We start from the raw sequence: 13,966 nt of genomic DNA on the forward strand, positions 1-13,966 counted from the left end.
TTCAGCGGTGGGGGTGGACGGAAACGTGCACGGGCGCTTCGCCTTCCACCTCCCCGGCGAGCGTTTCCATCGCGAGGGCGGTGTCTTCGAGGCCGAAGGTGTGTGTGTGCAGCTTCTCCAGCGGGAACCTGCGGGACTCGATGAGGCGGATGGCGGCGGCGTTGGACTCGGCGTCGACGCCGAACGCGCCGAAGACCTGCAGGGCTCGGTTGATGATCAGGTCGGTGCGCAGCGGCACCTCGCGGTTGCCCTTCAGCCCGGCCAGCACGACCCGGCCGCCGTGCTTGGCGGCCAGCAGCGCGTCGGTGACCGGTTGCGCGGCCATCGGGGTGAGCTCCAGGACCACGTCGGCCATCGCGCCGCCGGTGATCTCGGTGACCCGCTGGACGGTGTCCTCGGCGGCGTCGCCGTCGACGGTGATGGTGTGGTCGGCGCCGAACTCCGCGGCCAGGGCCAGCTTGTGGGCGTCGGCGGCCAGACCGGTGATGATGATCGTGCCGGCTCCGGCGGCGCGGGCGGCGATGACGGCGGCGATGCCGCGCTGGCCCGCGCCGAGCACCACCACGGTGTCGCCGAGCTGGACGCCCCCGAGCTTGGCCGCCCAGCGCACCCCGGCGCCCAGCGGGTTGAACATGGCCGCGACCTCGGCGGGCAGCGTGGCGTCGATCTTGTGGAGGATCGCGTTCGGCGTCAGGTAGAGGTGTTCGGCCATGCCGCCCCACAGGCTCGGCGCGACGTCGATGCCGGTGACCCCGTGCCCGATGGTGCGGTTCTTGCAGCCCTGGTAGCGGCCGGTGAGGCAGTCGCCGCAGACCCGGCACGGGACGATGACCTCCAGCGCCACGCGGTCGCCGGGCTGCACCCCCCAGCGCTCGGCCGCCGCGTCGCCGATCTCCTCGATGATGCCCATCGGTTCGTGGCCGGGGATGACCGGGAACCCGCCGCGCATCGTCATGTGGCCGTTGTACATCTCGACGTCGCTGCCGCAGATGCCGTTGGCCTCCACCCGCAGCAACCCGTCGTCGGCGCCGATCGCGGGGCGGTCGAACTCGCGGATCTCGATCTTCCGCGGCCCGGTTTGCACGGCGGCGCGCACCTTCTCGCTCATCACTGCCCTCCAGTTCGGTGTGGGGGTGGGTCGTCGATCCGCGCGGACGTGCCCGACCACTCGCCGAACAGCCGCACGACCATCGAGATCCCGGCGTTGCGCGCCCCGGCCACCAGCAGGGGCAGGTGGGTGCGGGAATCGGCGGGCAGCAGCGGGTCGAACGCCTCGAGCCGGGTGCCGTCGGCGTGCCGGACGCCGTTGTCGCCGAGCCCGTCCTTGCCGACGGCGGCCAGGTCGCCGACGCTGCGCCCGCAGCGCTCGACCAGCCAGCTGCGCACGTCGGCCTTGCCGAACCCGGCGGCGGCGAGCAGCTGGGCGTGCTCGGGGCAGAACACGACGCCCGCTCCGGCGTGCCGGAAGATCCAGGACCCGGTGCGCGAGATCGTGTCGGCGAAGTCGGCGAGCAGCTGCTCGGGGTCGCTGGTGTGCCGGTTGTCGACGAACTCGCAGGTCCGCAGCAGGGTCGCCGACACGGCCGAAGCACCCGCCGGGGCGCCGGTCTCCTCGGCGAGGGATTCCCAGGGCGATTCCTCCTCGTTCTCGGCGAGGCAGATCTGCCACCGGCCCGGCAGTCCCTGGGTGGCCTGTTCGAGCACGTGCGGGTGCACGCCGAAGACGTTGCGCACGATCAGGCCGATGGCCCGCGCCACGGTGGCGTTGGCGCGGAACCCGGGGCCGAACGCTCCGCCGGCCCGGTTGAAGCCGAGCCGTTCCCGCACCGGGCCGTTGACCACGATCAGCGGCGCGGGGCCGCTGGTGGACTGCCAGCCGCCGCCGGTGGCGGCCCGCTCCCGCATCAGCGCCTCCCACGCGGCCAGCACCACCGGGAAGTACTCCGGGCGGCAGCCGGCCATCGCGGCGTTGATGGCGGCCAGTTCCACGGTCACGACGCGTTCGAACTGCGGCAACCGTCCGATCTCCGCGTCGGGTGCGCGGTCGACCTCGGCGAGGAAGCGGTCCACCAGCGGCTGCGAGGCGGGCACCAGCGGCAGCCCGTCGGACCAGTCGTGCTGGTAGCAGTGCTCGATGGCCTCCTGGGCGAGGTCGGGATCGGGCCCGGTCACGAGCCCGCTCCGGTCAGCAGCGCCAGGACGGCGGGCAGCACGTCCCGGGCCCGCTGCCGCACCTGCTCCGGGGTGAGGATCGCGACCGGGTGGGCGGTGGTGACGTAGCGGTAGCCGGGGTGCCCGCGCAGCTCGGCCATCGCGTCCGCGGTGGCCACGAACGCGTCGCTGCAGATCACCGCCGCGGGAAGCCCGGCCCGCTCGAACAGCAGTCCGTCGGCCACGGCCGATGCGCTGCACGAACCGCAGTCGCCGACACCGGTGACGACCACGTCGCAGTTCCCGGTGTACTCGGCGACCAGCTCCGCCGGCGCGGGTTGCGCGAAGAGGCGTTTGGTGCGGTGGATTTCGACGCCGGCAGCGCCGTGCTCGGTGCGCAGCAGCTCGGCGATCTCGGTCAGCAGCAGTCCGGCGTTCTGCTTGGTGTTCTCCAGCAGCCCGATGCGGGCACCGGCCAGCTCGGCCGGGCGGGCGGCGAGCTTCGTCTCCCCCACCGCGGCAGCGGTGCTCGCCCGCCCGGTGGGGTCCAGGATGGTGTTGGGCAACGTCGGCTCCTCTCAGCTCTCGACGCGGGTGAGGCGGGTCTTCATCTCGGACCGCTCGACCGATCCCGGCGGCACCAGGTGAACCCGGGCGCGCACCGACAGCCGGGCCCGGATGGTGTCCTCGACGTGGCGGGTCAGCTCCGCGTGGTCACCGGCCTGCTCGCCCCACTCGACGTCGACGCGCAGCGGCGGTTCCACGCGCGGCCCTGGCGCGGGCAGCACGACCTGGATGGCCCCGGTGGTGCGCGGGTGCATGGCCTGCACGAGGTCGCGGATCGCCGAGGGGAACACGTTGACGCCGAGGACGATGAGCATGTCGTCGGTGCGGCCGAAGCAGCGGATCAGCGGCATCCCGTCGGCGGCGACCTCGGTGACCACCACCCGGTCCCCGGTGCGGAACCGCACAAGCGGGCAGCACTCCCGGTCCACCGAGGTGTAGACGAGTTCGCCGCGCGCACCGGTTTCGGGCACGATCACCTCCCCGCTGTCGGGGTCGACGAGCTCGACGAGGACGTGCCGGCCACCGGTGAAGCGCATGCCGCCGGTCCCCGGGCGTTCGCCGAACAGGACGGGGGCCATGTCGGCGTTGCCGAGTCCTTCGGTGACCGGGGCGCCCCACTCCCGCTCGACGTGCTCGCGGAAGGCGGGTTCTCCGCCGCCGGGTTCACCGCCGACGAAGATGCGCCGCAGCCCGAACTCCTTCGGGTCGCGCCCGCGCGCCCGCAGGTGCTCGGCGAGGTAGCGGGCGTAGGACGGCGTGGAGTGCAGGGCGGTGACGCCGAGGGTTTCCACGGCCTGCACGACCTTCTCGGAGGCCCCGGTGCCGATGGGCACGAAGGTCGAGCCGATGCGTTCGAACGCGTCGCGCACCGGGAGCCCACCGACGAACAGGGTGAGACCGGCGGCGTGCACGACGACGTCGTCGCTGGTGGCTCCCATCGTGCGGAAGGCGCGGGCGACCATCTCGGTCCAGGCCGACGCGTCTCGCCGGGTGACCCCCACCCAGCTGGGGGTGCCGGTGGTGCCGGTGGAGGCGTGCACCCGCACCACCTCGGTGAGGTCCGCCCCGGCGTGGCGGCCCAGCGGTGGTTGGGCGGCTTGCGAGTCGCGCAGCATCGGTTTGGTGGTGAACGGGAACTTCGCCAGGTCTTCCAGCGAGTCGAACGCCGCGGGGGTGATGCCGTGCTCGGCGAACCTCTCGGCGTAGAACGGGGATCGCGCGGGCAGTCCTTCCAGCTGGGCCCGGAGCAGTTCGAACACGGCGTCGCGGTCGTCGGGCGCTGCGAAGCTCGGCGTGACCAAGGTGATCCTCCGGTGACTAGGAGTCGTGGACGATGACGCCGCGGATGTTCTTGCCGTCGGCCATGTCCTGGTAGGCGTCGTTGATCTGCTCCAGCCGGTACTTGCGGGTGACCAGTTCGTCGAGCTTGAGGTCCCCGGAGCGGTAGAGCCCGAGGAGCCGCGGGATGTCGTGCAGCGGGTTGGAGTCGCCGAACAGGGCGCCGCGGATCTGGCGCTGGTAGCTGATGGTGTTGCCGGCGTGGACGTGCACGGTGTTCTCGCCGAGCTTGCCGACGGCGGTGATGGTGACCTTGCCGCCCTTGCCGACGACCTGCACGGCCGCGTTCACGACCTCCTCGGAGAGCACGCCGGGGGTGCAGATGGCGTGGTCGGCCAGCTGCCCCCAGGTGGTTTCCACGACGAACTCGTGCGCCGAGGCCGCGTCCGGGAAGGTGTGGGTGGCACCGAAGACCTTCGCCATGTCCCGCTTGAACTCCACCGGGTCGACCACCACGACGTTCTTCGCCCCGGCGAAACGCGCGCCCTGCACGGCGTTGCTGCCCACACCGCCCGACCCGTAGATCACCACCGTGTCCCCGGCGCGCACTCCGGCCGCATGCACCGCCGAACCCCAACCCGTGGGCACCCCGCAGCCGACGAGGGCGCCGATCTCGAAGGGGATGTCCTCGGCCAGCGGCACGCACGCCCACTCCGAGACCACCGCGCGCTGCGAGAAGGTGCCCAGGGTGCAGAAACCGCCCAGGTCCTCGCCATCGAGGTGGAACCGGAAGGTGCCGTCGAGGAACATGCCGGTGCCCGCGTTGAGGCCCTTCACGCACATGTTCTGGTGCCCGGTCGAGCACGGCCGGCACGCGCCGCAGGCGGGGATGTAGGAGCAGACGATGCGGTCGCCGGGTTGGACCCGCCGCACGTCCGGTCCGACGGATTCCACGATCCCGGCGCCTTCGTGCCCGCCGACGATCGGGAACCGCACGGGCGCATCGCCCTGGGTGATGTGGTCGTCGGAGTGGCACAACCCGGCGGCGTGGAACCGCACCCGCACCTCGTGCGAGCGGGGTTCGTCGAGGGTGAGCTCGGCGAGCTCCCAGCCGTGGTGCGGGCCGCGGGCGATGGCGGCGCGCGTGGTGGTGGTCTCGGTGACGGTCATGAGGTGACCCCCGTTTCCGGCCGTGCCGCACCGGGCACGTGCGGCAGCACCTCGGCACCGATCAGCGCGATCTGGTCGAGGTCGTGGACGTCGTAGATGTGCAGGTAGACGGTGTCGGCACCGATTCCGGCGAGTTCTGCGATCCGGTCGGTGAGGTGTTGCGGGGTGCCGATGGCGGCGTGGGTGCGCATGAACTCCGAGCCGATGACCTCGGCGCGCCGCTGGACGTCGGCGCTGGTGGTGCCGCAGGCGACCGGGAGCACCGCGGAGTGCCCGGCCTGGCCGGGATCGCGGCCGATCACCTCGCAGGCGCGGTCGAAGATCGCGTAGCGCTCCCGCAGGTCACCGCCGAGCGCCCCGTTGAACTCCGTGGCGTAGCGCGCGGCCAGGGCCGGGGTTCGCTTCGGCCCGGCGCCACCGATGATGATCGGAGGTCCCGGCCGCTGGGCGGGGCGCGGTGGCGTGCGGTTGTCGTCGATGCGGAAGTGCTCGCCGGCGAAGGAAAAACCTGGTTCGGCACCGGGTTCGGTGGCCCACAGGCCGGTGATGATGGCCAGCGCCTCGTCGAGCCGGTCGAAACGCTGCCCGGTGGCGGGGAATCCGAGTCCGAAGGCGTCGTGCTCCCTGCCGTACCAGCCGGTTCCGATGCCGAGCTCGATGCGTCCGCCGCTCATCTCGTCGACCGAGGCGACGATGGTGGCCAGCAGCCCCGGTGGTCGGAACGTGGCCGCGGTGACCAGCGATCCGAGGCGGACGCGGCTGGTGTCGCGGGCCAGTCCGCCCAGGGTCGTCCAGCAGTCGGTGGGCCGGTACTCGGGGTCGTGCGGGTCGACGCCGAGCAGGTGGTCGGAGCGGAAGAACGCCTCGAACCCGGCCCGCTCGGTGGCCAGCGCCAGCGCCAGGATGTCGGCGTAGCGGGCTCCGTGGCGGGGTTCCATGAGCACCCGCATCCGGACCCGGCCGGGCTCACGCGGTGCCACGGAACGCCACCGTCTTGACCTGCGTGTGCTCCAGCACGGCGTCGGCGCCCATCGTGCGGCCGAACCCGCTGCGCTTGTACCCGCCGAACGGCCCGCCGATGACACCGGCACCCAGCGCGGCGTTGACGGCGACCTGCCCGGCCTGCAGTCCTCTCGACATGCGCACGGCGCGCCCGACGTCCCTGGTCCACACCGAGGCGACCAGGCCGTAGTCGGTGCCGTTGGCGATGTCGAGGGCGTGCTGCTCGTCGTCGGCCGGGATGACCGACAGCACCGGCCCGAAGATCTCCTCCCGGGCGATGCGCATGTCCGGCCGCACCTGGTCGAACAGGGTCGGCTGCACGAAGTAGCCCTGGTCGAAGCCGTCGGGAACGCCGCCACCGGTGACGAGCTCGGCGCCTTCCTCCCGGCCGGAGTCGATGTAGCCCAGAACCCGTTCGCGCTGCTCGGCGCTGATCAGCGGGCCCATGCGGACCCGTGCGTGCCAGGGCCCGATGGTGACCGCGCGCATCTCCTCGGCGAGCCGGCGCACCACCTCGGCGTGCACCGAGCGCTGCACGACCACCCGTGACCCGGCGGCGCAGATCTGGCCGGTGTTGAGGGTGATGCCGTTGACGATCTGCGGGATCGCGGCGTCGAGGTCGGCGTCGTCGAAGATCACCTGCGGGGATTTGCCGCCCAGTTCCAGGTGCAGCGGCACCAGGTTTCGGGCGCAGGCGCTCATCACGGCCGATCCGGTATCCGGGGAGCCGGTGAAGCTCATCCGCCGGATCCCGGGATGGGCGGGGATCGCCGCGCCCGCTTCGGTGCCGTAGCCGGTGACGACGTTGACCACGCCGGGCGGGATCCCCGCCTCCAGCGCCAGCCGGGTTAGCAGCAGCGGGGTGAGCGGGGCGTCCTCGGCGGGTTTGACGACGATGGTGTTGCCCGCGGCGATGGCCGCGCCCACGTCGTTGACGAACATCGGGCCGGGCGCGTTCCAGGGGATGATGCTGCCCACGACGCCGTAGGGTTCGCGCAGCGTCAGCCCGATCGCGTCGGGCGTGTAGGTGGGCAGCGACAGGCCGGAGACCTTGTCGGCTTGGCCGGCGAGGAACTTCAGGATCCGCGCCATCGGCGGCGGGCCCCAGTGCGGCCGGCCGACCTCCTGGGATTCCAGCTGGTCGATCTCGGTCTCGTGCTGCTCGACGAGCCGCGCCCACGCGGTGATGAGTTCGCCGCGGGCGGTGGCGTTGGTGTCCCGCCAGGCGGGGAAGGCGGCTTCGGCGGCGCGCACGGCCCGGTCCACGTCGTCGGGGCCGCCGCGCGGGACGCGCGCGAGAACGGCGCCGGTGGCCGGGTTGCGGACCTCGATGGTCTCGCCGCCGGCGGCGGGGGCCCACTCGCCGCCGATGAGGTGGGCCTCGGGTGCGGGCAGCGGGGCGAGGGGGTCGGCTGGGGCAATCGTCATTGATCGGCTCCTAGCTGGTCACTGCTCGTGGACGACGACGCCGCGAATGTTCTTGCCGTCCAACATGTCCTGGTATCCCTGGTTGACGTCCTCGAGCCGGTACTTGCGGGTGATCAGCTCGTCGAGCTTGAGGTCTCCGGACTGGTAGAGGCCGAGCAGCCGGGGCACGTCGTGCAGCGGGTTGCAGCCGCCGAAGATGGCGCCCTGCACTCGCCGCTGGTAGCCGATGAACATCCCGGCGGGGGCGTCGATGCTGCCGTTGCCGACGGCGGTGATGGTGACCTGGCCGCTCTTGCCGACGACCTGCAGCGCCGAGTCGATGACCGCGTCGTGCAGCACGCCGACGGTGATGATGGCGTGGTCGGCCAGCTCGCCCCAGGTGGTTTCCACGACGAACTCGTGCGCCGAGGCCGCGTCCGGGAAGGTGTGCGTGGCACCGAAGACCTTCGCCATGTCCCGCTTGAACTCCACCGGATCGACCACCACCACGTTCTTCGCCCCGGCGAAACGCGCCCCCTGCACCGCGTTGCTGCCCACACCCCCAGCTCCGTAGATCACCACCGTGTCCCCGGCCCGCACCCCCGCCGCGTGCACCGCCGAACCCCAACCCGTGGGCACCCCGCAACTGACCAGGGCGGCGACTTCGAACGGGATCTCCTCGGCGATCCTGATGCAGGAGAACTCCGAGATCACCGCGCGCTCGGAGAAGGTGCCCAGCACGCACAGCCCGCCCAGGTCCTCGCCGTCGAGGTGGAACCGGAAGGTGCCGTCGGCGAACATGCCGGTGGAGGCGTTCTTCCCGGCGTCGCACAGGTTCTGGCGGCCGGTGGAGCAGTACCGGCAGGACCCGCAGGCCGGGATGAACGAGCACACCACGTGGTCGCCGACCGCGACGCGGGTCACGCCTTCGCCGACGGCCTCCACGATCCCGGCGCCTTCGTGCCCGCCGACCACGGGGAAGCGCATGAACGCGTCGCCCTTCTGGATGTGGTCGTCGGAGTGGCACAAGCCGGCGGCGTGGAACCGCACCCGCACCTCGTTGGCCTCGGGTTCGTCGAGCTCGACGTCCGTGATCTCCCACGGCCGTCCGGGTTCCCGGCAGATGGCGGCACGCGTGGTCATGCTCATGTGGGCCCCGTTCCTCGGTGATCGGCACGACGCATCCGCGCGGGGAGGAGACTTCGCGATCCCGGGCCTGTCCGGGAGTGATCGCGCTCACCCGCGACATCACCCACGATGCCCCGTTGCACCAGCACCGAGCGAGACCGGTTCCGCGTCGCGGAAAGCCCACCACCGCAACGAACCTCGATCTCCGAGCGGCGGCCTCCGGGCTCAGCTCTGGGTCGGGTCGACGTATTCGGCGTTGCGGTCCACCGAGAGGTAGATGTCGTGGGCGACGGGGTTGCGCATCTCCTCGGCCAGGTGGCCCAGCAGGCCGGCGGCCCGGGCGAGCAGGGCGTAGCCGCGCAGCAGTTCCACCGGCAGGCCGAGGTCGGCCAGGGCGGCACCGCAGACGCCCGCGCCGTTGAGGGGCAACCGGCGGCCGAGCTCGTCGGGGGCGACCGCGCCGATCGCCTCGAACAGGGCGAGGTGCGGGCCGTGCGTGCCGGATTCGAGGGCGATGCGGATCAGCACCGGGGTGCGGGGGTCCTCGATCTTGTGCACCGGGTGGCCCAGGCCCGGTACGAGCTGGTCGCGTTCGCGGCGCTGGCGGATCGCCTTGCGGGCGAGGTCGTTCCAGTCCTCCCGGGTCTCCGGGGTGTCGTTGTCGGCGAGGGTGTCGGCCAGGAACCGGGCGGTGTCCTCGGTGACGCCGAGGAAGCGGGACCCGCCGCCGAGCAGGCCCGCGGCCATCGCGCCCTGGATGGACTCCGGGGCCGACAGCAGGGTCAGCCGGGAGGCGATGGCCGTCGGGGTGAAGCCGTGGTCGTCCAGCGCCACCAGCACCGCCTCGAACACCCGCAGCTGCCCCGCAGTGGGCCTGCGCTGCGCGGTGAGCTGGAACGCGAGCTCGCCGAAGGAGATCGTGCCCATCAGGTCGGCGGCGAGGTCCTGTCCGAGGAGGGTGATCGTGGTCGGGTCCGAGGTGCCGATCGAAGTGGGAGAACGCGGTTGTTCGACGCTCACGCCGCCTGCTCCTGGTTCGCTCGGGGCTGCTGACGGGTTCGAGGCTGGCACGTCGAATGCGCGGCGGGACCTACTCGCTCAGCCACCTGCGGATCTCGGCGCCGTGCTGGTCCAGCCCCGGGGGCGGCAGCACGTGCCGGGGCGGTGTGTCGCTGAAACCGATCGGGTTGCGGATCATCGGGACCGCCTGGTCCCCCTCACCGACCCGCACCACCGGGTCCAGGCCGAGTTCGGCGGCCAGCGACACTCCCCCGTCGACGGTGTTGATCGGTCCGCACGCCACGCCCGCGCGGCTGAGCGCGCGCCACCACTCCAGCGCGGGGCGCTGCCTGAGCGCGGCCTCCAGCAGCGGCCGCAGCTGCTCCCGGTTGCGGGTGCGGTCGTCGTTGTGCCGGAACCGGTCGTCGTCGACCAGCTCGTCGAGGCCGAGCACCGAGCACAGCGCGGCGAACTGGCGGTCGTTGCCCGCGATGACGATCAGGTCGTCGTCGGCGGTCGGCAGCGGCTCGTACGGGAACAGGCTCGGGTGGGCGTTGCCCATGCGGTGCGGCACGGTGTCACCCGCGACGTAGCCGGTGCTGTGGTTGACCAGGCCGGACAACGCCGAGGACAGCAGGTTCACCTCGACGTGCTGGCCGCTGCCGCTGGTGCCCGGTGGTGCAGCGCCGACAGCACACCGATGGCCGCGTGCATGCCGGTCATGATGTCGAACACCGAGATCCCCGAGCGGTACGGCGGTCCGCCGGGATCGCCGGTGAGGCTCATCAGCCCGGACATGGCCTGCACCAGCAGGTCGTAGCCGGCCAGGCCCGCGCCCTCGTGCGTGCCGAAACCGCTGATCGAGGCGTAGACCAGGCCGGGGTTGGCCGCCGAGGCGGACTCGTAGTCCAGGCCGAACCGGGCCAGCCCGCCGGGCCGGAAGTTCTCGATCAGCACATCGGCCCGCCGGGCCAGTTCCCGCGCCGCGTCGAGGTCGTCGGGGTCGTGGAGGTCGAGCGCGATGGAGCGCTTGTTGCGGTTGATCGCCATGTAGTAGGTCGACACGCCGTCGCGTTCCGGCGGCATCCACGTGCGGGTGTCGTCCCCGCCCGGGCTCTCCACCTTGACCACCTCGGCGCCCAGGTTCGCCAGCAGCATCGTGGCGTACGGCCCGGCGAGGATCCGGGAGAAGTCCGCCACCAGCAGCCCGGACAGCGGGCCCGGGGCGGAGTCGGTGCTGTCGGTTTGCTGGTCGTCCACGAACATCACCTCGAGCGGTCCGCACCCGACCCTGGTCGCATTTCGCCGTCGAGTCAAGGTCTTTCACGCACCCGGGGCTCGATGCGGCGGTCTTCCCGGTGGATTCGCCTCAGATCTCGACGGTGCCGTCGATGCAGGTGACCGTGCTCCCGCCCACCCAGATCGCGCCCTCGTCGTCGGTGTCGATCCGGACCTCCCCGGCGCGGCCCAGAGCGGTTCCCTGCCGGGTCGTGTACGGCGCGGTCGTCCGGCCCGAGCTCAGCAGCCACTGCGCCAGCGACGCGTTGAGGCTGCCGGTCACGGGGTCCTCCACGCAGCCGCCTCCGCCCAGGGGCGCGAACGCGCGCACCTCGAACCTGGCGGGCCCGTCGGCCCGGTGGGGCCCGGCCACCCCGATCTTCCAGTCGTCCCGGTAGGACGGCGTCAGCGCGAGCACGGCCTCGGCGTCGGCGAGCAGCACCGCGACCCACCCGGGGCCGTTGTCCGCCCACTGCGCGTCGACGATCTGGGCTCGGTCGATGCCCAGGGCGGCGGCGACCTGCTCCAGCACCTCGGGTTCGACCGGCCCGGACCGCACCAGCGCAGGGGCGGCGAAGGCCAGACCGTCGCGGGTGCGCCGGACCGTCACCAGCCCGGCACCGCACTCCTGGACCACCGTCTCGCGCTCACCGTGCAGCACCTGCCACGCGTGGCAGGTGCCCAGCGTCGGGTGTCCGGCGAAGGGCAGTTCCTCGGAGGGGGTGAAGATCCGCACCCGGTAGTCGGCGTCCCGGCTCGTCGCGGGCAGCACGAAGGTCGTCTCCGACAGGTTCGTCCACGCCGCGAACCGTTGCATCGCCTCGTCCGACATGCCCTCCGCGTCGAGCACGACGGCGACCGGGTTGCCGTAGTAGGGGGTGTCGGTGAACACGTCGACCTGCTGGAACCTGCGCATGGGCGCAAACCTTAGCGGCCCGCTCACGCGTGAGGCATATGACGTCGCGGAATAGCGCCCGGGCGCGAGGTTGTGCTCGGCATGCGTGTTGTGGGTCTCACCGAGTTCGGCGGTCCGGAAGTGCTGGGGATCCACGACGTGCCCGAGCGGCACGCCGGTCCTCGTCCGGGACCACTGGCAGGAGCGCGACGAGCTCGACGCGCTCCGGCAGCAGGTCGAGGACGGTGCGCTGACGCCGCGCGTCGCCGACACCTACCCGGCCGAGCGGGGTGCGAAGCGCACCGCCGTCTCGAAGCCGGAGGCACCCGGGGCCGGCTCGGCATCCGGTTCTGATGGCGCGCGGAGGCCGGGCTCAGCACGCGGTCTCCGCTGCCAGCTCCTCCCACAACTCCTCGGGCACGGGCGCGTTCAGCGATTCGGCGTTGCGCCGGACCTCCTCGGGGGAGCGAGCGCCGAGCACGACCGATGCCACCGCCGGATGCCGGGCCACGAACGCGATCGCCGCCTGCGGAAGGGAAACACCGCGTCGTCGGCAGATCTCGACCAGCCGCTCCGCTCTGGCGACCAGCTCCGGGGGCGCGGGCCGGTAGTCGTAGACGGGCTGCGCTGCCGGGGCATCGGTGGCCAGCAGGCCGCCGTTGAACACCCCTGCGGCCAGCACCGGAACGCCCCGCCCGGCGCACTCGGCCAGCAGCGGCTCACCGCTGTGATCCAGCAGCGTGTACCGGCCGGCGAGCATGACCGCGTCCACATCGGTCTCGACCACGAAGCGGCGCAGCATCGGCCACTGGTTCATCCCGGCACCGATGGCACCGACCACGCCCTGCTCCCGCAGCGCGTGCAGGGCCGGGTAGGCCTCGTCCACGGCTTGCTGCCAGTGCTCGTCCGGGTCGTGCAGCAGCACCAGGTCGACGCGCTCGAGTCCCAGCCGCTGCAGGCTGGATTCGAGGGACCGGCGGACGCCGTCGGCGCTGAAGTCCCAGCGGCGGGCGAAGTCCGCGGGCACCGCGAACCCGCCCGGCACGTCCTGGGCGCGGTCCGGGTTCGGGACCGGTTCCAGCAGCCTGCCGACCTTGGTCGACACCGCGAACTGCTCGCGGGGCCGCGCGGCGAGGGCCGCGCCGAGCCTGCGTTCGGCCAAACCCAGCCCGTAGTGCGGTGCGGTGTCGAAATAGCGCACGCCCGACTCCCAGGCCGCGTCCACCGTCGCCGACGCCGCCTCATCGGACACCTCGCGGTAGAGGTTGCCGATCACCGCACCACCGAACCCCAGGGCGCTCACCCGCACCCCGGAGCCGCCCAGGACCGTCACTTCCGCAACCGCAGGCCCTGCATGCCGCCGTCGACGGCCAGCGACGTTCCCGTCGTCGCCCCGGCCGAAGGACCGGCCAGGTAGGCCACCGCCGCGGCGACCTCGTCGGCGGAGACCAGCCGGCCGGAGGGCTGCCGGGCGTTGAGCGCCGCCAGTTCCGCGGCCGGGTCGTCGGCCACCGATAACAACCGGCGCACCCACGGCGTGTCGGCGGTGCCCGGGTTCACACAGTTCACCCGGATCCCCTCGGCGATGTGGTCGGCCGCCATCGCCTGCGTCAACGACAGGACAGCGCCCTTGCTGGCGCTGTAGAGCGCGCGATCCGGCAGGCCCGCCGTCGCCGCGATCGAGCAGGTGTTCACGATCGACGCGGCCGACGACCTGCGCAGGTGCGGCAGCGCGGCGCGGGACGTGCGCACGATGCCCAGCACGTTGACGTCCAGGACGGTGCGCCACTCGTCGTAGGAGTTGGTCTCCACCGTGCCCTGCGCGCCGATGCCCGCGTTGTTGACCAGCACGTCCAGACCGCCGTGGCGTTCGGTGGCCTCCTCCACCGCCGCGCGCACCGCGTCCTCGTCCGTGACGTCGCACTTCAGCCCCACGACTCCGGCCGGAACCCCGCCCGGGTCCAGGTCCAGCGCCGCGACCTTGGCACCGCGGTCGGCCAACATGCGCGCCACCGCCAGACCGATGCCCGAACCGCCGCCGGTCACCACCGCCGCCAGCCCGTCGAACTCCCCTGCGCTCACCGGTCAGCT

At 72.3% G+C, this 13,966-nt stretch carries 12 protein-coding genes and 1 pseudogene; all 13 read right to left on the reverse strand.

What is annotated here, in order from left to right; all coding sequences use genetic code 11:
• Position 1: 1 nt before the first annotated feature.
• A complete protein-coding gene (locus tag R4I43_RS16675) occupies positions 2–1,108 on the reverse strand; it encodes a zinc-dependent alcohol dehydrogenase (RefSeq protein WP_324266539.1) in 1,107 nt (368 codons plus the stop codon).
• Positions 1,108–2,172 (reverse strand): hypothetical protein, encoded by a 1,065-nt coding sequence (locus tag R4I43_RS16680; protein WP_324266540.1) that lies wholly within the window; start codon positions 2,170–2,172, stop codon positions 1,108–1,110. The genes R4I43_RS16675 and R4I43_RS16680 overlap by 1 nt, the downstream gene beginning before the upstream one ends.
• A complete protein-coding gene (locus R4I43_RS16685; protein WP_324266541.1) occupies positions 2,169–2,717 on the reverse strand; it encodes a UGSC family (seleno)protein in 549 nt (182 codons plus the stop codon). Before R4I43_RS16685 ends, R4I43_RS16680 begins: the two co-directional genes overlap by 4 nt.
• A 12-nt stretch (positions 2,718–2,729) precedes the next feature.
• On the reverse strand, positions 2,730–4,019 hold the full coding sequence (locus R4I43_RS16690; RefSeq protein WP_324266542.1) for a phenylacetate--CoA ligase family protein: 1,290 nt from the start codon (positions 4,017–4,019) through the stop codon (positions 2,730–2,732).
• Between the two features lie 16 nt (positions 4,020–4,035).
• Positions 4,036–5,166, reverse strand: a complete 1,131-nt coding sequence (locus R4I43_RS16695) for an NDMA-dependent alcohol dehydrogenase (protein WP_324266543.1) — start codon at positions 5,164–5,166, stop codon at positions 4,036–4,038.
• Complete coding sequence (locus R4I43_RS16700) at positions 5,163–6,116, reverse strand: TIGR03560 family F420-dependent LLM class oxidoreductase (RefSeq protein ID WP_407691262.1); 954 nt, start codon at positions 6,114–6,116, stop codon at positions 5,163–5,165. The genes R4I43_RS16695 and R4I43_RS16700 overlap by 4 nt, the downstream gene beginning before the upstream one ends.
• A 16-nt stretch (positions 6,117–6,132) precedes the next feature.
• Positions 6,133–7,596 (reverse strand): aldehyde dehydrogenase family protein, encoded by a 1,464-nt coding sequence (locus R4I43_RS16705; RefSeq protein ID WP_324266545.1) that lies wholly within the window; start codon positions 7,594–7,596, stop codon positions 6,133–6,135.
• Positions 7,597–7,614: 18 nt separating this feature from the next.
• A complete protein-coding gene (locus tag R4I43_RS16710) occupies positions 7,615–8,724 on the reverse strand; it encodes an NDMA-dependent alcohol dehydrogenase (RefSeq protein ID WP_324266546.1) in 1,110 nt (369 codons plus the stop codon).
• 204 nt (positions 8,725–8,928) lie between these two features.
• The gene (locus R4I43_RS16715; RefSeq protein WP_324266547.1) at positions 8,929–9,723 is read right to left on the reverse strand and encodes a citryl-CoA lyase; all 795 of its coding nucleotides are present in this window, start codon (positions 9,721–9,723) and stop codon (positions 8,929–8,931) included.
• Between the two features lie 70 nt (positions 9,724–9,793).
• Positions 9,794–10,968, reverse strand: a pseudogene (locus tag R4I43_RS16720) (CaiB/BaiF CoA transferase family protein).
• 103 nt (positions 10,969–11,071) lie between these two features.
• Entirely contained in the window at positions 11,072–11,896 is an 825-nt protein-coding gene (locus R4I43_RS16725) for a PhzF family phenazine biosynthesis protein (RefSeq protein ID WP_324266548.1), read from the reverse strand.
• Between the two features lie 352 nt (positions 11,897–12,248).
• Complete coding sequence (locus R4I43_RS16730) at positions 12,249–13,208, reverse strand: aldo/keto reductase (protein WP_324266549.1); 960 nt, start codon at positions 13,206–13,208, stop codon at positions 12,249–12,251.
• Positions 13,205–13,957, reverse strand: coding sequence for an SDR family NAD(P)-dependent oxidoreductase (locus tag R4I43_RS16735; protein WP_324266550.1), 753 nt, complete (start codon positions 13,955–13,957; stop codon positions 13,205–13,207). The genes R4I43_RS16730 and R4I43_RS16735 overlap by 4 nt, the downstream gene beginning before the upstream one ends.
• Positions 13,958–13,966: the final 9 nt, after the last annotated feature.

The organism is Saccharopolyspora mangrovi, from assembly GCF_035320975.1.
Taxonomy (GTDB): domain Bacteria; phylum Actinomycetota; class Actinomycetes; order Mycobacteriales; family Pseudonocardiaceae; genus Saccharopolyspora; species Saccharopolyspora mangrovi.